Annotated in this window: 22 protein-coding genes and 1 tRNA gene; 4 read left to right on the forward strand and 19 right to left on the reverse strand. The window is 37.4% G+C overall.

The features are described 5' to 3' along the window. Positions 1-386 precede the first annotated feature (386 nt). The 4 genes from ribB (at position 387) to KHA90_RS07960 (ending at position 3755) form a co-directional block, all read left to right on the forward strand. Positions 387-1520, forward strand: coding sequence for a 3,4-dihydroxy-2-butanone-4-phosphate synthase (gene ribB, locus KHA90_RS07945; protein ID WP_213297339.1), 1134 nt, complete (start codon positions 387-389; stop codon positions 1518-1520). A gap of 3 nt (positions 1521-1523) precedes the next feature. After that, positions 1524-1919 (forward strand): acyl-CoA thioesterase, encoded by a 396-nt coding sequence (locus tag KHA90_RS07950; RefSeq protein WP_213297342.1) that lies wholly within the window; start codon positions 1524-1526, stop codon positions 1917-1919. Positions 1920-2073: 154 nt separating this feature from the next. Continuing rightward, positions 2074-2158 (forward strand) — tRNA-Ser (locus KHA90_RS07955). Between the two features lie 292 nt (positions 2159-2450). Then, positions 2451-3755, forward strand: a complete 1305-nt coding sequence (locus KHA90_RS07960; protein ID WP_213297350.1) for a site-specific integrase — start codon at positions 2451-2453, stop codon at positions 3753-3755. Between the two features lie 46 nt (positions 3756-3801). Here KHA90_RS07960 and KHA90_RS07965 read toward each other — a convergent pair whose 3' ends face one another. The 19 genes from KHA90_RS07965 to KHA90_RS08050 form a co-directional block, all read right to left on the reverse strand. After that, positions 3802-4116: a hypothetical protein gene (locus KHA90_RS07965; protein WP_213297353.1), complete on the reverse strand. Its 315-nt coding sequence runs from the start codon at positions 4114-4116 to the stop codon at positions 3802-3804. Next, on the reverse strand, positions 4100-4378 hold the full coding sequence (locus KHA90_RS07970) for a helix-turn-helix domain-containing protein (RefSeq protein ID WP_213297355.1): 279 nt from the start codon (positions 4376-4378) through the stop codon (positions 4100-4102). The genes KHA90_RS07965 and KHA90_RS07970 overlap by 17 nt, the downstream gene beginning before the upstream one ends. Before the next feature lie 319 nt (positions 4379-4697). Next, a complete protein-coding gene (locus KHA90_RS07975; RefSeq protein ID WP_213297357.1) occupies positions 4698-5837 on the reverse strand; it encodes a hypothetical protein in 1140 nt (379 codons plus the stop codon). A gap of 36 nt (positions 5838-5873) precedes the next feature. Next, complete coding sequence (gene traN / locus KHA90_RS07980; protein ID WP_213297359.1) at positions 5874-6722, reverse strand: conjugative transposon protein TraN; 849 nt, start codon at positions 6720-6722, stop codon at positions 5874-5876. A gap of 13 nt (positions 6723-6735) precedes the next feature. Further along, positions 6736-8028 carry a conjugative transposon protein TraM gene (traM, locus tag KHA90_RS07985; protein ID WP_213297361.1) on the reverse strand — a complete coding sequence of 431 codons (1293 nt, stop codon included), beginning with the start codon at positions 8026-8028 and terminating at the stop codon, positions 6736-6738. 4 nt (positions 8029-8032) lie between these two features. Beyond that, positions 8033-8362, reverse strand: a complete 330-nt coding sequence (locus tag KHA90_RS07990) for a hypothetical protein (protein ID WP_213297363.1) — start codon at positions 8360-8362, stop codon at positions 8033-8035. Between the two features lie 6 nt (positions 8363-8368). Next, entirely contained in the window at positions 8369-8977 is a 609-nt protein-coding gene (gene traK, locus KHA90_RS07995) for a conjugative transposon protein TraK (RefSeq protein ID WP_244860270.1), read from the reverse strand. A 29-nt stretch (positions 8978-9006) separates the two neighbouring features. Beyond that, positions 9007-10209 (reverse strand): conjugative transposon protein TraJ, encoded by a 1203-nt coding sequence (gene traJ / locus KHA90_RS08000; RefSeq protein WP_213297379.1) that lies wholly within the window; start codon positions 10207-10209, stop codon positions 9007-9009. A gap of 4 nt (positions 10210-10213) precedes the next feature. Then, positions 10214-10849, reverse strand: a complete 636-nt coding sequence (locus tag KHA90_RS08005; RefSeq protein WP_213297382.1) for a TerB family tellurite resistance protein — start codon at positions 10847-10849, stop codon at positions 10214-10216. 5 nt (positions 10850-10854) lie between these two features. Next, complete coding sequence (locus tag KHA90_RS08010; protein WP_213297390.1) at positions 10855-11472, reverse strand: hypothetical protein; 618 nt, start codon at positions 11470-11472, stop codon at positions 10855-10857. A gap of 13 nt (positions 11473-11485) precedes the next feature. Beyond that, the gene (locus tag KHA90_RS08015; RefSeq protein WP_213297393.1) at positions 11486-12175 is read right to left on the reverse strand and encodes a conjugal transfer protein TraI; all 690 of its coding nucleotides are present in this window, start codon (positions 12173-12175) and stop codon (positions 11486-11488) included. A 13-nt stretch (positions 12176-12188) separates the two neighbouring features. After that, entirely contained in the window at positions 12189-14657 is a 2469-nt protein-coding gene (locus KHA90_RS08020; RefSeq protein ID WP_213297395.1) for a TraG family conjugative transposon ATPase, read from the reverse strand. 36 nt (positions 14658-14693) lie between these two features. Beyond that, positions 14694-15005: a DUF4133 domain-containing protein gene (locus tag KHA90_RS08025; protein ID WP_213297405.1), complete on the reverse strand. Its 312-nt coding sequence runs from the start codon at positions 15003-15005 to the stop codon at positions 14694-14696. Next, the gene (locus tag KHA90_RS08030; RefSeq protein WP_213297527.1) at positions 15005-15295 is read right to left on the reverse strand and encodes a DUF4134 domain-containing protein; all 291 of its coding nucleotides are present in this window, start codon (positions 15293-15295) and stop codon (positions 15005-15007) included. Before KHA90_RS08030 ends, KHA90_RS08025 begins: the two co-directional genes overlap by 1 nt. A 176-nt stretch (positions 15296-15471) precedes the next feature. Beyond that, a complete protein-coding gene (locus KHA90_RS08035; protein ID WP_213297408.1) occupies positions 15472-15924 on the reverse strand; it encodes a hypothetical protein in 453 nt (150 codons plus the stop codon). 279 nt (positions 15925-16203) lie between these two features. Continuing rightward, positions 16204-16398, reverse strand: coding sequence for a YqaE/Pmp3 family membrane protein (locus KHA90_RS25820; RefSeq protein ID WP_379784285.1), 195 nt, complete (start codon positions 16396-16398; stop codon positions 16204-16206). 81 nt (positions 16399-16479) lie between these two features. Beyond that, complete coding sequence (locus KHA90_RS08040; RefSeq protein ID WP_213297416.1) at positions 16480-17673, reverse strand: hypothetical protein; 1194 nt, start codon at positions 17671-17673, stop codon at positions 16480-16482. Between the two features lie 31 nt (positions 17674-17704). Continuing rightward, positions 17705-18592 carry a helix-turn-helix domain-containing protein gene (locus KHA90_RS08045; protein WP_213297419.1) on the reverse strand — a complete coding sequence of 296 codons (888 nt, stop codon included), beginning with the start codon at positions 18590-18592 and terminating at the stop codon, positions 17705-17707. Positions 18593-18893: 301 nt separating this feature from the next. Next, complete coding sequence (locus tag KHA90_RS08050) at positions 18894-19580, reverse strand: hypothetical protein (protein ID WP_213297422.1); 687 nt, start codon at positions 19578-19580, stop codon at positions 18894-18896. Between the last annotated feature and the right edge of the window lie 83 nt (positions 19581-19663).

Consider the following 19663-nt stretch of genomic DNA (forward strand, 5'->3'; position numbering starts at 1 on the left):
TCACTCAGGAAGATCTATTAAAATCTAATGATTTGTATAATGTAAACTACTTTAAACTTAAATACTATTTTCAGTTATATCGCCAGCAAAGTAATGTAGTTTTGTTTTTATACGTGCTAGGATTCATCCTTTCTTCATTGCTAACAACAAATTTCTTTTTTATAATTGCACAAATACTTAATCTAATTTTGTTTTATTTATTTATTTATAAAACAACTAAAACTTTATCTGAAATTACAAAATTAACAGATAATTCAAACTTTGCTAATCCTTATTTCACATTGTTTTTAGGATTTCCTTTTTATATCTTTTTTTATTTATTTAATAAAACACACATGAAAGAAGCACTTGCTGAATTCAACAAATAACAAACAATATATTATCCAATGTCAACAACAAAAATACAACTGAATACCATTGAAGAAGCTATAGAAGATATTCGTCAAGGTAAAGTAATCATTGTAGTCGATGATGAAGATCGTGAAAATGAAGGTGATTTTTTGGCTGCAGCCGAAAAAGTAACACCGGAAATGATCAATTTTATGGCTACTCACGGACGTGGTTTAATTTGTGCTCCATTAACTGAAAGTCGTTGCAAGGAATTGGATTTAAGACCAATGGTTACCAATAATACGGATCATATGGAAACAGCTTTTACTGTTTCAGTTGATTTAAAAGGACATGGAGTAACGACTGGAATTTCTGCTGCTGACAGATCTAAAACAGTACTCGCATTAACAGATTCAAATGTAAAACCGCATGAATTAGCGCGCCCTGGACACATTTTTCCTTTGGTAGCTAAACAAGGTGGTGTATTAAGAAGAACTGGTCACACAGAAGCTGCTATTGATTTTGCAAGATTAGCAGGATTTAAATCGGCTGGTGTAATTTGTGAAATCCTTAATGAAGACGGAACTATGTCTCGCTTACCTGAATTGGTAAAAGTGGCTAAGAAATTTAATTTGAAATTAGTTTCGATCGAAGATTTAGTAGCGTACAGAATGCAGCACGATAGTTTGATCGTTAAAAAAGAAGATTTTGACATTGAGACCCGTTTTGGAACTTTTAGATTAAGAGCTTACGAGCAAACTACAAATAAGCAAATTCATATTGCCTTAACTAAGGGAACCTGGAATCTTGGAGAGCCAATCTTAACGAGAATCAATTCGTCCCAGGTTAATAATGATTTGTTAGGGACATTGACTAATAATGCCGAGCAACAATTAGACGATATGTTCAAAGTGATCAATGAAAATGGTAAAGGTGCCGTTTTATTCATTAATCAGGATATGACTGCAGTAAACTTATTAAATAGAATTTCTGAACTTAAGACATTACAGTCAGAAGGTACAATGAAAGCTCCAAAGGTGATTATTGACAGTAAAGATTACGGAATTGGAGCTCAAATTTTGCATGATATTGATATTTCCAAAATAAGATTGGTATCGAATACTGAGCAAACAAAACGTGTTGGAATGATTGGATACGGACTTGAAATAACAGAATACGTAAGCTACTAAGATATGGGAACTTTAGAAGAAAGAATTATAAAATCTGAAACGCATATTTTCAAAGCGGTTTTTCCGAGTACAACAAACCATTATGACACTTTATTTGGCGGAACTGCACTTCATCTTATGGATGAAGTTGCTTTTATTTGCGCGACTCGTTTTAGCCGTAAAAAAGTAGTAACTATATCTACAGGTCAAATCGATTTTAAAAAGGCGATTCCGGCTGGAACTTTAATTGAATTAGTAGCAAAAGTTGATACCGTTGGAAGAACAAGTTGTAAAATTCATGTTGATATTTTTATGGAACAAATGTATTCCGAGCTTCGCGAAACGGTAGTTTCAGGAACTTTTTCTTTTGTTGCAGTTGATGAAAACAAAAAACCAACGCCAATTTTAGACGACTTGTAGTAATTTTTTCAAAAATCTCTTTTCCAGAAATACTGATAATTAGACACTTGAAAATTATTTAAAAAAAGTTTCAAAAAAAGTCCAAAAAAAGTTTTGAGAACCGAAAAAGCGTCTTATATTTGCACTCGCAATCAGCAAATGATCGCAACATACTGGAGAAATGGCAGAGCGGTCGAATGCGGCAGTCTTGAAAACTGTTGACTGTAACAGGTCCGGGGGTTCGAATCCCTCTTTCTCCGCTGAAGGCTTAAAAACTAAAGGATAGCAATCTTTACAAAGTTTTCAAAAAAGCCTAAAAAGAGCGGTAAACCCTGCAAATCCAACGATTTGCAGGGTTTTTTCTTTTATACCTTTTTTCAATATTTATAAAATCGAACAAAATCTTTGTGGCACATTCGTGGCACACTTGCAAATTTCGAAAATGTGCCACAAAATTTCATCTTAAGTCCCGATATCAAAGGGGTTAAGCACGTTTACATCTTGTTTAAATGAGGTTATAATTCTACATTTACTAATCTAATAAGTTGAATTATGCTAGAGAACAGCTTTGGGTTGATATTCTTTTTGAAAGCATCCCGCAATGAGAGTAACATTAGAATCGTTTATTTCAGGATAACCGTTGACGGAATCCCGAAAGAAGCATCCACAAGACGGAAATGGGACAGCGAGCGCTGGAACCAGAAAACCGAGAGAGCAACAGGTACAAAAGAAGACGCAAAATCCCTGAACTTTTTTCTGGATTCACTCGCTATGAAGATCCATGAAATCAAATCAGAAATTAGGTACACCGGAAAACACATAACTTCCCAAAAGATTATGGATCATGTTATGGGAAGAATGATACCCAGAGCCAAGGTGCTGGAAGAATTTCAAAAACACAATGATGAATTGAAAGCCCTGATTGGCAACGGATATACAGAAGCCACATTGGAAAGATTCAATATTACTAAAAATCACTTAACGGCTTTCATTAAATCTAAATACAATAACAGTGACATTGAATTTGCTGACTTAAATTTTGAATTCATAAAAGACTTTGAATTCTATCTTCGTACCGTAAGGAAATGTGCAAATAATACCACACTTAAATATATTTCTAATTTCAAGAAAATTGTAATACGAGCCATCGATAAAGAAATCATAATTAAAGATCCATTTAAGAATTTTAAAGGGAAGAAAACTAAAATTGTAAAGAAGCCCATTTCTGCAAAGGAACTGGCAGAATTGGAAAGATTTCAGTTTTCAGTAGAGCGACTCAATACAGTTCGGGATATTTTTGTATTTCAATGTTATACAGGTCTTGCTTACATTGACACTTATCAGCTCAAAAGTGCTAATATTAAAGATGGCGTTGATGGGAAAAAGTGGATTATGTCCGAAAGACAGAAAACGAATTCCACAACAAATGTTCCCCTGCTACCCCAAGCATTAAAAATTATAGAAAAATACAAAGATCATCCACTCTGTCTGAAAAGCGGTACAGTACTGCCGGTTTCTTCTAATCAAAAAATGAACGCATACCTTAAAGAAATTGCATCATTATGCGGCTTTCCTTTCACCCTTAATACCCATATGGCCCGCAGGACATTCGGCAGCACAGTAACACTAAACAATAATGTCCCTATTAATGTTGTAAAGGAAATGCTGGGACACTCATCAGTCAAACAGACCGAAAGCTATGCCATTACTGAACAGGCTTCAATTGGAAGAGAGATGTCGGTACTTACTAAAAAACTTAATCCGCATATGCCTGAAATTTCAATACCAGATCTAAACTTACTGGAAAGACTGGAAAAAGAAATACAGGAAATTAAAGGAAAATATAAAACCATCTGATCTTAAATGTCAAGAACATTTTAAAATAGAAAGAGGTTATCTCAAATTATGAAATAACCTCTTTTAAATTTAAATTCACTTCACTCCTGCTTCCAGGATGAAAAGAAGGTCTATATGTTATATAACCAAACTTTTGAAGCTCCTTAAAATATTTGTGGTATGTCGGCAGTGTTTTTATATGTGAAAGCATCATAATCTTTCGACGGCTGACTTTTATCGCGCTCCATTCTTTCTGCCCGTAACCAAGAGTCAAAATAGCAGTTAAAATCATAAGATGCCATACGCTCAGCTTGGGATCGTTCATGTAAGCGGATAAATAATTCATCAGCTCTTTTTGCTCTGATCTAGCGCTCAGTTGCATCCTTAAACAGTTTTTGAAGATCTTCTCTGTTATAATAGTACGAGCCAAAAACTTTTTTAAAGCGGATTTTACCACTTGTTCTAAGATTCTGTACAGAACCAGGTGAAATATCTAATAGTTTTCTCACCGCTCTGCTTTTAAGCCATTCAGAATCAACTGACACTTTCTCTGAACAATTTATTTCTTTCAATGTCCCCTGTATCTTCTCGAAGAGCAACAGACCAAACTGTCTTAAGTCTTCTTTTGTTACTATTTCATCCATAACGTATTTTTAAATTTATTCTAATTATTAATCGGTCAAAAAATAAATCTTACTTTTTTGATTCCTTTTGCTCGTTGGCATATAGACTAGGTACCCATATTCATTCAACTCCTTTATACATTTAAAGTATGTTTTTGGCGAAGATATCTTGGCAATTGTTTTTATTTCCTCTGAGTTAGTAAAGATTGGATTAATAAAACCCTTATCTTCACGAAACCTAAGCAATGCGGCATAAATGGCAATATGCGTTGAACTGATTCGAAAATCTTTTTCTATGGCAGAAAAAAAATTAAACAAGGATTTTAAATTCTCCATGATTTTAAATTGAATGTGATTTGCTTTTTCTGTTATTCTTCTTTACAGATTCAGGAGAATCGGAATCACCCTCAATAGTATTCTTCTGTTCTTTTGAAACTGAATTACTCTCCGATTCAGACTGTTTTTTATCCTTGCCTTCACGATTGCTGATTCGCCCCATGTTACCGTCATAAACATTTATTGACTTGAATTGCGGATTTGCTTCAATGAAATGTTTTTTCTCGTTACCATCAATTATAAAATTAACGGACTGAACATTTCCTTTCTTGAGCGATGCTATCAAATTCTCTTTATGCTCCCCATTCAGCAGCTCCTTAATTGGATACTTAGATAAAGTAGCCTCAAGATCATAGCCGTAGTTCTGGTGGTAAATATTGACTTTGAAGTTGCCTTTGTCATCAGCAGCAGATTTCAAATCCATTTTCATCCAACAATTATAAACTTCTCCTTCTTTATTTTTAAGGTCTTTGTTTACTGCACGTCCTTCAAGAAGATTGTAGGCTTCTTTCATGGTGACATTATTATCTTTATTGATATAAAAGATCTGCTCCAGCCCGTCTTTAGAACCTTCTTTCTGAAGATTTATTTTATAAGAATTAAAAAAATACATATCGCTCTGATCGGACTTTTTAAAATGCAGTTCCGCTTTCACATCATCGCTGCCGAACTTGGCTTCGTGCGCAATTTTAAATTCCTTATCACCTTTTTCAAGGTTTTGTTTTAGTACACCTTCCAGTGTTTCCCCAAAGCCAGAATATTTTAACTGGTCTTTCAAAAAATCCAAATTTTTCTGATTCATTTTTTTAGTATTTAAGTTATTATCTAATATTTCCCTCTTTTCCCTGTCCAATCGCGCAAATGCAGTAAGATCAAATGCCTCATTGACGGAGGTATCAATTCCGCTCTGCATAAGCGCCTCTAGGTCGCTTACCAGTTTATCTATCGGCAGACTCTCAAAATAATCCGCATCATTAGTCATAACAAGGCAGTATTCTTTCGCACCTGATGAGTCCCGAAAAAACTCAATCGTATTGCTGTTATTTACATCATCTGAATTGAAAGCGGCATATTTATAGCCGAGATCAGCCATTTCCTGAGCAAAACTCAACAGCATTTCCATATCATTTAAATCTATTGTCATATGTCATACTATTTGATATTAAAGATTAATATTTATCTAGTACCCCGTAAGCATCTCCGGTTTTACAAGATCATTGTTATGAATAGTAAGTTCCAGATGACGCCCTCCGTCTTTTTCAATCAGTTGAATGGTAAGGATTTTCTTTTCAGGAATAGTAAACTTTGGTACCGCAACCACAACTGACAACTTAGATGCATCCGGTATCTTCGATACTTGTAAGGTTGAATAAATGGGTTCAAGTTCAATTTCCTGTGTTGCAGTGCGGACTGCTTTTTTTTGATCGCAGATAAAAAACCGAAGCTGGTCTATATCATAGCCTATCCTTGATTTGTTTTGCAGAACCAGCCTGAAATACATGATATCCTGCTGAATGAAAATTCCGTTCATCTCAAGCTTAATTCCATAGCTGCTTTTCGAGATACCGCTCACTTTTTTCGTTTTGGACAAGGCAAGTTTGGAATACAATTCGATTTTATTCTGGTTTTCATTTTCTGATGAAAACAAAACTTCCTGATCGACACTTTGTGCTTTATCCACCATGAAATTTAAAACAGGGCACTCTTCATCATAATTTATGACAAATCCGTACAGTTTTGCATCGGCAGTAATCACAGTTAAATTGGTCTGTCTGAAGTTCTGCACTCCCGCTTTTAAAAGAAGGATATTCTCTGCTCCTTTTGCTTTCTGAACCAATATTTCAGTGCTTCCTTTGTCAATGCTTTTGATCGAATAAGGGAATATTATACTGGTTGTTTTAGAAAAGGAAATACCAATACTTTTAAAATCTTCCTTCGGTTTAGCTATCGTAGTTGCCATGAACTGTGAAAATCCTGATACGGAAACAAACATCATCAACAGGGCAGTTATAACTTTATACTTTTTCATTTGATAATTTGATTTAGTTAGCATTCTTTTGTTTTTCGTCATACAGCAGCACACGGTATCCCGATTTCACTACAACCTTAATCAGCTTTACTTTTTTGCTAAGCAGACTTTTAGCAGCCTCCACTCCCATTCCTGCTGCCTGCGCTCCCCAGGAATCATCGAGTGTAGCCAGCCCGACGGCCTGTATTGATCTGTCGGCTGATGCCTTGGCTGATTCCCGGTTTATAGTTCCCGGAATGTATATTCCCGGTATGCCATCCATATCATAAACTTCAAGTTCCACCGGCAGAATGGAATTCTGATATTTAATAGTGCTGATTTTAACTTCAAGTCTTTCCCCTTTAAGGGCAGCTGTACCGTACAGGAAACTGTTACTTGGAATCGACACATTATTGATAACAACATCACCAGTAAGTCGTAATTTGATAACGGATCCACTGACAATGGTCTGGGTTTGATGTATGACTGCTTCGAGTGCATTCTGGTTTTCTTCAGGTGAAGATTCTTCTTCTGCCGAGAAAAAAGCGTTCTGTTTTATAGCGCTGTTTTGTTCACCGTTTTTGGCTTCCAGAAAAGTCAGGTTGTCTTCTGCTTTTTTCTTGTCAACAGCATAGGTTTTGCCTTTCTGATTTTTAGAGGATTGTTTCAGTTTTTCCTGCATGCGCTCGGGATGCTGAATGTCCAGGATATTCTCAAGCATTCCGCCAAGCTGTTTCAGCTCAGGATCGGCTTGCTGCGGAGCGGTCATTGCAGTCATCATTTGTTCGAGGCTTTTCATATCCTGAGCAGCATCGTCTCTATTATTTCGATAATCAAATTCTCTCATATCCTGCTCGGGATCTGTGTAAGGCTGCGGCTCATTAATTATCTTTTGAAGCGATGCAAGCTTTTGGTAAATCTTTTCCGAAGCAGGATCTTTTTCACTAATACCGCTGAGCGCAGTTTTTCCTTTTCGGCTATTTTTTGGCTTTAAAAATTCCTGCTGCCATTCCAAGTCAAATTCCTCCTCAGCGATATTGTCAGAGTAATTCGGATCTTTCTTGATTTCCTCCAATAGTTTTAAAGAATCCGTGGCTGCCTTGTCGTAGTAACTCATTTTATCAAGCGCATCATCCTCTTTAAATTTTGGAAGGGGAAGCTCGAAATTGAATCCTTTTTGCTCCTTATTCTGAATCGCTGCAATCGTGGGTGTTCCTCCGCCCAAAGTCCAGAAAAGCATCGTTAAAAACGGAAGCGTTAACAAGGGCAGCATAAAAAGCAGTCTTCTTCTTTTTAATTGCTTTGGTGATAATGTTTTGTGTTCCATGATTTTATTTTTTATTATTTGATTTTATAATTATTCTTTTTAAGCCAGCACTGTCATTAGACATTTTACTGTCAATCCTATTCTCTTTTAAAGGCAATGTTTTCGAAATTTGGATAATATCAAACGCTCCTGATACTTCCATCTTCAAACTGTTGTACAATAGCGAGCCAAAGAAGATTCCGGCTCCTGTTACAAATAATATCAGCAGAATGATTAATGACTTCTTTGACAGGTCTTTGGTCAGATCGTTCATTTTATCTGCCCATTTCTGTCTGAGAATCCCGGCATATCTATTGCTTAATTTGTAATCAGCTTGTTTTTTAAACCATTTCATAAGCCTCTATTTTCGATTTTCAACTCCAATATCTTTGTTCTCAAGGGTAACCCACCTCTCAATTAAAAATCCATGAGGATTGTTATCACTTCTTGATACATTGCGGAGAGTTCCTTCTGTAATAAGATTTCTTTTGAGGATACTGGTCGTACGGATGATGTCCTGTCTGGCATAACACCTGAAGTAGTACGGATATTCCTTTACACTGACACTTACACTGTCAATCCTGATCGTCTGGCTGATATTGCCTGAAATAATCCCAGAGTAGTAACCGTTTTCTTTCAGGTCGTCATATATGCGCTTAGCACTGTCATCGGCCAGGTAAAGGGCTTTGGTTATATTTTCTTTTATCACCTTATCATCAGGATCGAGCGTAAAAAAAAAGGTATGAAAGGTCTTTACATGGTCCTTTGCCTCCACCGGAACATTATCTTTTCTGTCTGACGAAAATGCCTCCAGCGCCTTACCATTGGCCAGTATATAAACCTTTTCCTGTGTCAGGGCTACCGCTTCGAAACTTTTATAGAGCGCATAACAGCATATCACAATACAACCAGCAATGACCAGCATGGTAAATCCTCTGACATATCGGAAAGCTGTATCTATATTTTTCATTTTTGTAAACATGATTTTCTTTTTAATTATTAGCTATTGCCTTTAAGCTTGTCCTCCCTATAACTGCTGTTTTCCTTTAAGTAGGGAGAGTTGCTGGAGGAGGATGCCATACTTTGTGCCATTTGTCCGCTTTTATTTCCCATCGCATCCATAACCATTGAAGCCCCCTGAGAAACATTATTTACTGCTGATCCCACTGAACCCCCAAAGAGATTTGTTACTTTTTGTCCCAGTGCACCACCGCCCGCCGCATGAACAATATAGTTAGCAACAGAGGGTACAGTAAAGTAGCCGATAATGCCGATTATCATAAAAATCAGGTACCCGATATCGGTCTGGCTGAAAAAAGTATCTCCATACTCATTAACCTGAGTGATATCCAGCCGGAGCATTTTCTCCTGGATTTTACCGATGATGCTCCCGAATATGTTAGCTACCGGAAGCCATAGATAAATATTGATATACCTTGCCAGCCAGACGGTCAGGGTATGCTGAAAGCCATCAAAAACCGCAATTCCGAAAACAAGTGGCCCCAATATCGAGAGTACAACAAGCTGGAATGTCCGCAGGGTATCGATACACAATGCAGCAGCTTCAAACAGCACCCTCAGCACTTCACTCATCCATTCTTTTACAGAATTCTTGAAATTAAAAGAAGCTTTTTCCATTGCAAATTTGACATCGCTTCCGATTCCTTCCAGCATTCCCTGATCATCCGGATCAGCATTACCATGGGTATAGCGGTACCACTTCTCCTGATTGCCGCTTCCGGTTTCACCAACATACATCTGCCAGGCGTTGTTTTCTTTAATTGCTTTTTCCTTTTCTTTAAGCAGGACTTCGATAGCCGAATTTGAATTTTCGACCATGGCAGCAGTGGCTGTAACGGTAGGCTTCATAATTCCATTTATCAGCGCAAGTACTGAGGGGAAAATCATAATGCAGAACCCGATAACAAAGGGCCTGAACAGTGGATAAAAATCTACAGGCTCAGCGTTCGCAATATGCCTCCAGACTCTTGAAGCAATATACCACACGGCTCCAAAACCTGCTATTCCCTGCCCCACTCCGATAAGGTTACTGCAAAGCGGCATCATTTCATCATATAGTTGATCAAGTACCGAGTGAAGGCTGTTCATATCTCCTGCTAAAGTCTGCGATTGGGACAAAAAAGGCAACAGCAGGATTGCGGTTACCATTTTAACCGAATATCCTTGTTTGAAAATTTTCATGGCTCTAGTTTTTTAATGAATGCAGCTCCCGGACTGAATTTACCTCAGCAGCTTCCTTTGTTCTCTGCAATGCCAGGATTGATGAAGTAGTATTAAAGCTTCTGATAAATTCAAGTTTGTCCTGCATCTGAATATAAATCTGGTCAATAGCTTCCAGACGTTCGTCATCTGACATTCTGAGTTTGTCTGCTGTCAGGATAGTGGTCAGATCATCCAGATTACGCAGGCTTTCTTTTGTGATATTGCCATAGATACCTTCAAAATATTTAAGTTCCGATTCCTTAAAAGAGCTGCTTTTGGAAAACCGGCTCCATGCTGTTTTACTTTCTTTAAGCAATAGGATTTGATTGTTGATGATATCCCCGACTCTTTTATAATTCCTTACCACCGGACTCACCTGCATCAGGGCATCCAGAAAAGTTTTATGAAGCGTAAAATTACCCTCAGACATATCTTTAACCGATTTGTAGCCCTTGGTCAGGATCTCATATCCCTTTTTCATGTCTTTCAATATCTCTTTGAATTGTGAAAGCTTTTCAATATTTAAAAGCAATTGCTGAATTTCCTGAGACTGCGCAGTACTTTTGTGCGGTACCGCGAGTAATATTAAAAACAGCAAAACGATGAATTTCCTTTTCATGATTTCTATTTTTTTGATTCATATAATCCGTTTAAAATAGCAGCGTCGTTTTTCTCTTTTGCTTTTGAAACTGCCAGAACCTCTGCTTCCATGCTGAAACTTTTACAGAAATTGTAGTCATCCAGCATGATCAGATGCAGTTTGTCAATACGCTCTAATCTCTGGTCATCTTTAAGATCAATTGAAGCATCTTTGGTCATCACAATAAGCGCATCGATTGTATCGGAGCAGTGCTCCAGCAGACGGTCAAAAGAGCGCTTTACATGGTCCATTTCACTGCCATGGAAAAGATCATGCTGTTCCACTTTTCTAATAGTCTTTTGACAGGTTTTGACAATCTTTAACTGAAGCGCTATAATTTCGGCAACTTTAAAATAATTCCTGATCTTTGGATTTACTTTATGAAGTGATATAAAGTAATCACTATGAAGATTCACTTCCCCTTTTTTTAAATCTCCCACAAAATTGAGCCCTTTTCGGGCTGTATTATATCCTTTCTGCGCATAATCCGCATATACCCGAAGTGCTGCAATCTGCAGCAGCAGTTCCTTTCGTTGCTTTGCCTGTCCTTTCATACCCACAAAACAGAACAAACAGCATAACATTAGAACAATAGTTTTCATTTTTTTTACTGTTTTATGGAATTCCGTAAAATTGTCTGACTGCTTTTGCTTCATCAGCCGATTTGGCTCTCTGAAGGCTGAGCATGAAATTCTGCTGGTTAAACATTTTAAGGTCATCATAATTGGCATCAATCTGATCAGCCGAATGGTTGATAATTTCCAATCTTTTCAGATCACTCATCTGAGTGGCAAATGAATCAATGATCAAAAAAATCTGGTCGATATTTTTAAGGCTTTCATTTAAAATTCCGGTATACACCTTTTCAATGTAATCCAGCTCATAAGCTTTAAAATGACTGTCCTGCCTGATCAGATTCCATGCCCTTTCATACTCATTCACCAGGTGGGCCTGCTTCTTTGTAATGTCTTTGATTCTCTGGTAATAGGTAATTATGGATTTAACTTTGGCAAGTTCTTCGTAATATCCTCTATACAGCTCTTTTTGCTTCTGGGTCCAATTGGATATTTCATCCAGCTTGAGCCTGGACAGCGTATTTTCAATTTTCTTTTGTGCGTTCTGAAGCCATATCGTTTTGTTCTGAAGCCTTTGAATCCTGAGATCAATTGCCTTGATTACTTTCTTAACTGCCGTTTTTACTATTTCCAGTATCGGAATAACCGCCTTGGTTTCGGCTGGCCTTGCCGGACTGCTGATAAGCAGTAAACAGATTATACCCGCAATTACTTTTGTTTTTACTTTCATTTTTCTTTTTCGTTTAAGTTCCATTTCTGATATCCTGAGCCAGTGCCGCGATTCCTTTTTTGATATCTCCTCCAAACTTTTTCGCATAGGCATTCACTTTTACCTTCTCGCTTTCTTCTGTAGTATATACCATATACTCTTCAAGAGAAACTTCTGTTCTATACACTTTGGAAGACATACCTCCCAACGATATGAATACTTCTTTGTATTTCTTTGATGGGTCATTGGCCTTATTGACCGACAGCACTAAGGCTTTTTCTTTCTCAGTTAGACCTAAGAGTTCCTGAATCTGATCAAATTTGTTCTGGTATTTGCTCTGATCCAAAAGTATCTTGCAGTCACTGTTATTGATAATGGCCTGCTTTACTACCGGAGAAGAAATAATATCCTCGACCTCCTGGGTCACTACAATTGCTTCCCCAAAGAACTTACGAACGGTCTTAAACAAATACCGTATGTATTCCGCCATACCTTCCTTAGCAATAGCCTTCCAGGCTTCCTCAATTAAAATCATTTTACGGATACCTTTGAGCTTTCTCATCTTGCTTATAAAAACCTCCATAATGATAATGGTCACAACCGGAAAAAGGATGGGATGATCTTTAATATTATCAAGTTCAAAAACAATAAATCGTTCTTTCAAAAGCTCCAGATTCTCCGTTGCATTGAGCAAGTAATCAAACTCTCCTCCTTTGTAATAAGGCCGGAGCACATACAGGAAATTATTGATATCAAAATCCTTCTCCTTCACCCGGTCATTCTCCAGAATCTTTACAAATTCATCTTTAAGAAAATCATAAAAAGTATTAAAGCATGGAAAATATTCTTTCTCCTTCTCCAGCTTTTCATAATACAACTGTAGTGCATTGGACAAGGCCACGTACTCGCTTCGGTTGAAAGTTTCATCATCTTTCTTCCATAGCGCCAGCAGTAGTGTTTTGATGCTTTCCTTCTTCTCCGTATCCAGATTGTCTCCTTCCGAGATATAAAAAGGATTAAAACGAATCGGGTTCTTTTCATCATAAGTAAAATAATACCCCTTAACCATGTCACACAATCCTTTGTAACTATGCCCCACATCTACCAGAACTACATGGGTTCCCTGCTCGTAATAGCTTCTGACCATATGATTGGTAAAAAATGACTTGCCGCTGCCCGATGGCCCCAGAATAAATTTATTCCGGTTGGTGCAGATTCCCATTTTGACCGGCTCATCGCTGATATCGACATGAACCGGTTTTCCAGTCAATCGGTCCCCCAGACGAATTCCCATCGGGCTTAGTGATGAGCGGTAACCCGTTTCCATATTCAGGAAACAAACTGCCTGTTCGGTGAAAGTATCAAAGGTGTCATTCATAGGAAAATCAGCTGCGTTTCCCGGTATTCCTGCCCAGTAAATCTGAGGAGCTCCAACCGTTTCCTGCTTTGCCGCAGCGTCCATCTGCGCGAGCGCTGAAGAAACTTTATTCTTCACTTCTTTCAGTTCTTCAGCGTTCTGGGTCCATGCCAGTACATTGAAATGGGCTTTTACAGGAAGCCGCTGCTGTGCAATTGCTTCATTCAAAAAATCATTAGTGGCATCTCTTGCAAGGAGATTTTCCCTGCTGTATGCTGACAAAGATTGCAGTCTCAGCCTTTTGCTTTCGAGCTTCTGGATTGTTTTCTGCGCATCTTCAATAAATATATACTGATTGTAGATGTGATTACACGATAGCAGCTGTCCGAGAGTTGAGGCAAAACCAATGCTGAACTTTGTTTTATCGGTTGAATACCGGTCAAAATTAATCCGCGATCCACAAAGTCCCGGAAGATCTGCGGCATCGCCAAGCGTAAAAAGCTGGCAATGCTTATCTCCTACCCTGAGTCCATTATGAAAGGAAATGTCATTAAACACAAATTCATTTTCCTTTTCTGATAAAAAACAGTAACGCTCTATGAGTCCCAAATTTCTGCTTTGGCTTTTAAGGGCATTTTTCCTGAGCTGGACAAGTTTTACAAATCCACTATCTTCGAGAATTCTTTTAAACTGTCCTGCTGAATCCAGAAAATCCTGTAGCAGCTGTGGTTTCAAAGCTTCTTCTGGAACCGAAGAACTTCTGATGAGTGTTGAAAACAACGAACTTGAATTCTTTCTTCCTGCTGGTTTTTTGGTCAGCATGATATAACAGCTGTGGTCCAAAAACGGCCTCTCATTAAAGAATCTTTCGCTGCTTCTGCTTAAAAAACTCGTATCATCATTTGTAAAATCTGCCTGATAGCTGCTTTCCAAAAACCAGTCCTGTTTGTGAAACACACAGAACTTCGGCAGTATCTTTATGGCCTTAATCCATGATTGGTGAAAGGCCTCATATTCCTGATCTGAAAGCGTGAAAATCTCCGGTAATTCCGCTTTAAAAACAATGGTCACATCTCCTTGCCTGGACAAAATACAATCATGTTCTATATCCAGTATCGGTAAAACAGCATCTATCCTTTTCTCCATCATCTACATTTTTAACTCATTAACATTCTACAGCTATCACATTATGAAAATTCGTCTGCTGTTTACCTTTATATTTTTAGGAAGCCTTTTTTTAGCCAGCACTTTCATCATGCCAAATTCTCCATAGGTATTGCTCATCTTGTAGATTCTGACTACCAAAAGGGTTCCCGAAACACCAATAAATCCAACACAAATCAACGATGGAATACCAATAATATAAAGCACAGCAAATACAATCATCAGACTCACTACTCCCCCACCCAAATACCATATATACTGCGCTTTGAGCCCCTTGAATTCAATACTTTTATTAATGCCTTTATTGATCTGGTATACGCTGTTTGCCATTATACTCCAAAAAAAGATTTAATAACTGTAGCCACAACCACTAAAAATACACAGCTTCCAAACCAGGCAGCCGCGACTTTTCCGGTATCGGGATCACCAGCATTCCATTTCTGGTATACTTTTACCGCGCCGATAAGTCCAAGTATGGCTCCTACAGCATACATAAGTTCTGTACCCGCGTCAAAGTAGCTTCTCACTTTCTGGTTGGCTTCATTGATTCCCGCTACGCCGTCCTGGCCGAATACCTTATGCTGATAAACCAGCAGCAAAGCCAAAATACCGTAGGACATCACTTTTTGTACGTCAACATTTCTTAATTTCCAATCGTTCCATTTCATCACACTTCATTTTTAAGTTAAAATCATATTTTAAAAAGCAGAGGAATATCGCTGTTACAACAACTATTTCCTTGTCACATCTTACCATACTGCACTAGAGTGAACAGGGACATCCCTCCGCCATATAACTAAATACTATCTTCCCACAAATGGTCTGCCTCGGCATATTGTAAAGTGAATGCAGCATGCTTTTCGCATTCGCAGACCAGAAGGGTATTTATTTTAATCCGCAGCGAAGACATTTTCACATAAGGATATTCCTCAAGAATACACCTGATATAATTTTTAAATTCTATCCTAGAAATCTCTCGTTCTGCGCTTTCCTGAATTGCCTGTAAAAGTTTTTCATACAACTCCTCTGCGTCCTGAAGTGTATCGAAGGGCTCGCTGAATTCGGAAAATAAGCTATCCTGTAAATCGTTCAGCATTGCTTTTTTCTTTGGAAACCCTATCCTGGTTTTCCCATTAAAAAGAGCTTTAACTTTAGTGGAATAAAACCTGAAAACCAGATACGTATACCAGATAAAAAGCAGTATCACAACCGTTACCGCATAATCACTCCATGAAATTGTTGCTAGCATAATTCTTGTCATTTATCATTAAACATCCTTTACCGCGACATAAATAAAATGATGAACCATTTAATTTATTTCACAGGTCAAAGGAACAATGATAATCAGGCCGGTACAAGTACGACTTTTCTGTACCCTTTCGTACCCCCAGTAAATACTGCCCTTAACGGAAAATTATAAAGAAATAAAAAACAGTAATTACTGTAGCAAATAAAAAAACTCATAGAAATAATCCGATTAGATTATCTCTATGAGTTAATAACTGAGTTGGATCTGCCTGTTGGCTTATTACTTTTTCATTGCTTTTATCAATCTTGAGTTACGTTTATCTGCTCTTGAATTTTGCAGGGATATAACGGCCCAGATCGCAGCTGGGATCCATCCAATTAAAGTAATCTGTAGAATCAGACAGATTATTGCTGTAAAAATCTTTCCCCTTAAAAGAAAAGAAATACAAGGAAAAAATATGGCAATTAGTGTCATAATTAATTTGTTTAGTTATGTGTCGGAAAAATTAAAATTTGTTACTCAGGTAAATATTTAATCTTCTGATTTTTCCATTTTTTAATACGTTCTAATCTTTTTTATCATCTTCTCGAGACTGGCAATTGCAGCTTGTTTATCGTTCTCTTCTGCATTATATGATTTACTCCTTACAGATTGATAAGACAACTCTTTTTTGAAAGAAGTTGATAAATGAGGCACAATCGTTTGAAAAACCAAAGTCATAGATCTGGCTTTTATAATCCTTGCTTCGTCTGCCGCACGCAGAATCAGAGCAATTTGATCTGCTGACAAGTCACATTCTATCTTGCTGCGGTCGTCTTTCAATAATAGAGATTCATGGGCATGATTCGATTGCGTTTCAGCAGCAAGCTTTCGTTCCAAATAGACAATTTCATGCTTAAACCAGTTATCCAAAGTGTTTTTTAAGTTTAGATGTGTGGGATCCAATGATATTTTCTCATCGGACTGCAATTGATTAAACTCTTTGAAATTCAATAATAATTCATCAATCCTGCTGTCAAGCAAAACATATTGGTTAAGATGGGTTTTCAAACGGCTTACCAGGTGGTTTACATATTCTTCACTATTAAAGTTTTTTTGTATCAAAAGTTCATCTACTGATGAGAATAGGTGGGTTTGACCAGTTCTGCTTTCCAGATCCTGAAGGCTTTTGAGCAATTCTTTATGATAAATGATCTGCCTGTATGTTATCTTTCGTCTGGAAAATGATTTTACAAAATCTACTGCCTTATTAATTACAATAGCAATGGAACGGTCGTATAGTTCTATTGCTTTATATTTACTCTTCAGTATATTCAATTTCAGAAGCAACTCGTTTTTGGTGATCATCAGATAGGTTATGGGTACCCTTTCATCCAGGCTTAAATAATTGGCAAAACGGTTCTCCAGAAAGGAAATTAATTCTTCCAGATTAGCGATTATAATATCTGCTATTTGCGATAGTTCCGAAGAGCCTGCAAAATGGTTTTTCCGGATCTCAATCTGGGTATCCAGCAGATAAGTCAAATTGGAATGGTATTTTCTGACCTGCAAACGAATTTCTCTTTTCTTGAGAAGCGAAAAAATTTCATTTTTGATACGTATCTGAACACTCTTTGACTCCTTTACGATATGTTCTGCTATATATGCCAGTTCGCTATCTGATAATTTTGAGATATTGTTTCTTTTAGGATTTAAAGTTTGTAATATTAATGAATCTAACCATTCTAAAGGATATATATTACTCATCATACTATTTCTTTTTAGGTGACAATCGATAGATCTACTGGCTTTTAAATCTCTCAACAAATTTGGAACGATACTCAGAAGGGGATAAAGCAGTATGTTTTCTAAAGAAGAAACTAAAGGCAGACATGCTGGTAAATTCCAGTTCATCAACAATATCAGCAATGGTAAGCTGCGTATCTTCCAGCAGGATTTTGGCTTCCAAAATAAGGTTTTCTGTTATCAAGTATTTTACATTTTTTCCTGTAAACTGCTTTACCAAAAAATTTAAGTAAGCAGGTGTAACATACAGCGAACCGGCATAAAACTGAACGTAATGCTGTTTTCTTCCATGTATGGAAAGCATGGTAAGAAATTGAATGGCCAGCGTTTCCTTTCTATTAAAAGGAACTTCATCCTTGGGAGAATATTTGATATAAATCTCCCGCAATTCGTATAGAAATAGGTTTAAGCTGATCCGCTGCAGCTCTGCATCAAACCCATTGCGCACAGCATCCCTGTTTACAAAATAAATGAGCTTATAGATAAGAGACAGCATCTGATACTCCCGTTCCTCCAGCGTAATTTTAAATGACCTTTTCCGGATAAAAAAATAGAGCGAATCTACGAGTTCTTTTTTAAAGCAATTCTTCACGGTAAATTCTGAGGAAAGCGACACAAGATACAATTGCAGCTTATCGCGAGCTTCCAGAAGTGTACAATAAGAATTTTTGGGAAGTACCAGCAGATCATGGGAAGTTAAATCCTGAACAATGTCGTGCAGCTTTATTTTAAAACTGCCCGACCTGATCAGTAATATCGATAAATTTTCTACCAAAAATGATTCCGCTCCCGAAGTGGTTATCTCGTACTTTTTTATAATATGGATATCCAGCCCCTCTATAGGCAGGTTATTAAGCTCAATATTGATAAATTCTTTGATCATCAGTAAAAGAAATTAGAATTGTATGAGATCTCCCAATACAAGCACCTACCCCTTCTCTTCAAAAGCCTTTTTAATAATTGTATAGGAGATCAGATAGAGATTCGATAATGTGGTAACAAATAACAGATAGATCTGCGCTCGTGAAGTACATGTATTTTGCCAGCTGTCATTGAAATACACTGCTTTTTCATCACAGGTAAATAAAAGTAGGATGCCACACAGGCTTACCAGATTCAAAACAATCAGGATTGCAAATAATAAGATTCGAAGAGTCATTTTAAATCGGTTTACAGCAATCTTTTCAGAGCAGAGATTCAAACAATACTGCCAAAGCAGCAAGCGTAATTTCTCCACCTGAATAGTCCAAACTGCCTTTTTTATTTGTTACAGCTGTTTCCCAGTCACGATCCTTTCTTGCCTCCGCGTAAAGGGAATACCTGGAAATAGCAGAGACTTTTAAAATAGTGTCCTTTTCATCTGTCTGAAGTGAGCTGTCGGCAATAACGGCCGCTTCATAGGAGATTATAAAACTGTAAACATCTTCATAGTCGGTTTGCTGCCTGTTAACTAAATCAAAAACAAATCCGTACAGGCTATTTTTTACTTCCACACTGAGAGAAGAAGCCTCAATAAGTTCCACAAGCTTTACTTCAGGGTCCGCTAAAATAGCCACAATCATTTCCGGGGTAATGGTAATGACACTTTTATTTAGGCTCCTGTCCCCTGTTGGTTTCTGAGCCAGAAACAGCATCTGCGCCTCGAAATCCTCATTAGAAGCCGGATAGCCAATACTATTATAATAAGAGTTTAGCTTATCATAAAATTCGATTCCTGCCCGGTCAAAGGGGTTTAAATTGTTACCTGCCTTCACCTGTATGGTATTTGACTGTGACTGATCGTTTGTATAGCTTTGGCTTTCATTTAAGTTTTCATCTGTTGAACATGCAGCGCATAATACAAGTGCTGTGCATACTAAATAATTTTTCATGATTAAATTGTTTTGATGTGAATGAGAATTCCTTCTCAGTCCATTTCATCGCGATAAGCAGAACTTTAATCCGGCACTATGCC

Origin of the sequence: Flavobacterium psychroterrae, assembly GCF_018380615.1 — a bacterium.
GTDB classification, from domain to species: Bacteria; Bacteroidota; Bacteroidia; order Flavobacteriales; family Flavobacteriaceae; genus Flavobacterium; species Flavobacterium psychroterrae.

Coding starts and splice junctions, on each gene's coding strand:
- KHA90_RS08025 (WP_213297405.1), bottom strand. CDS start 15,005: ATGGCAAACAGCGTATACCAGATCAATAAAGGCATTAATAAAAGTATT.
- KHA90_RS08015 (WP_213297393.1), bottom strand. CDS start 12,175: ATGAAAGTAAAAACAAAAGTAATTGCGGGTATAATCTGTTTACTGCTT.
- KHA90_RS08045 (WP_213297419.1), bottom strand. CDS start 18,592: ATGATCAAAGAATTTATCAATATTGAGCTTAATAACCTGCCTATAGAG.
- KHA90_RS25820 (WP_379784285.1), bottom strand. CDS start 16,398: ATGACACTAATTGCCATATTTTTTCCTTGTATTTCTTTTCTTTTAAGG.
- KHA90_RS07990 (WP_213297363.1), bottom strand. CDS start 8,362: ATGAAATGGTTTAAAAAACAAGCTGATTACAAATTAAGCAATAGATAT.
- traK (WP_244860270.1), bottom strand. CDS start 8,977: ATGAAAAATATAGATACAGCTTTCCGATATGTCAGAGGATTTACCATG.
- KHA90_RS08030 (WP_213297527.1), bottom strand. CDS start 15,295: ATGTCCTACGGTATTTTGGCTTTGCTGCTGGTTTATCAGCATAAGGTA.
- KHA90_RS07950 (WP_213297342.1), top strand. CDS start 1,524: ATGGGAACTTTAGAAGAAAGAATTATAAAATCTGAAACGCATATTTTC.
- traN (WP_213297359.1), bottom strand. CDS start 6,722: ATGAAAAAGTATAAAGTTATAACTGCCCTGTTGATGATGTTTGTTTCC.
- KHA90_RS08020 (WP_213297395.1), bottom strand. CDS start 14,657: ATGGAGAAAAGGATAGATGCTGTTTTACCGATACTGGATATAGAACAT.
- KHA90_RS07975 (WP_213297357.1), bottom strand. CDS start 5,837: ATGACAATAGATTTAAATGATATGGAAATGCTGTTGAGTTTTGCTCAG.
- traJ (WP_213297379.1), bottom strand. CDS start 10,209: ATGAAAATTTTCAAACAAGGATATTCGGTTAAAATGGTAACCGCAATC.
- ribB (WP_213297339.1), top strand. CDS start 387: ATGTCAACAACAAAAATACAACTGAATACCATTGAAGAAGCTATAGAA.
- KHA90_RS08035 (WP_213297408.1), bottom strand. CDS start 15,924: ATGCTAGCAACAATTTCATGGAGTGATTATGCGGTAACGGTTGTGATA.
- KHA90_RS08040 (WP_213297416.1), bottom strand. CDS start 17,673: ATGATGAGTAATATATATCCTTTAGAATGGTTAGATTCATTAATATTA.
- KHA90_RS07965 (WP_213297353.1), bottom strand. CDS start 4,116: ATGCAACTGAGCGCTAGATCAGAGCAAAAAGAGCTGATGAATTATTTA.
- traM (WP_213297361.1), bottom strand. CDS start 8,028: ATGGAACACAAAACATTATCACCAAAGCAATTAAAAAGAAGAAGACTG.
- KHA90_RS08050 (WP_213297422.1), bottom strand. CDS start 19,580: ATGAAAAATTATTTAGTATGCACAGCACTTGTATTATGCGCTGCATGT.
- KHA90_RS07970 (WP_213297355.1), bottom strand. CDS start 4,378: ATGGATGAAATAGTAACAAAAGAAGACTTAAGACAGTTTGGTCTGTTG.
- KHA90_RS08010 (WP_213297390.1), bottom strand. CDS start 11,472: ATGAAAACTATTGTTCTAATGTTATGCTGTTTGTTCTGTTTTGTGGGT.
- KHA90_RS08005 (WP_213297382.1), bottom strand. CDS start 10,849: ATGAAAAGGAAATTCATCGTTTTGCTGTTTTTAATATTACTCGCGGTA.
- KHA90_RS07960 (WP_213297350.1), top strand. CDS start 2,451: ATGCTAGAGAACAGCTTTGGGTTGATATTCTTTTTGAAAGCATCCCGC.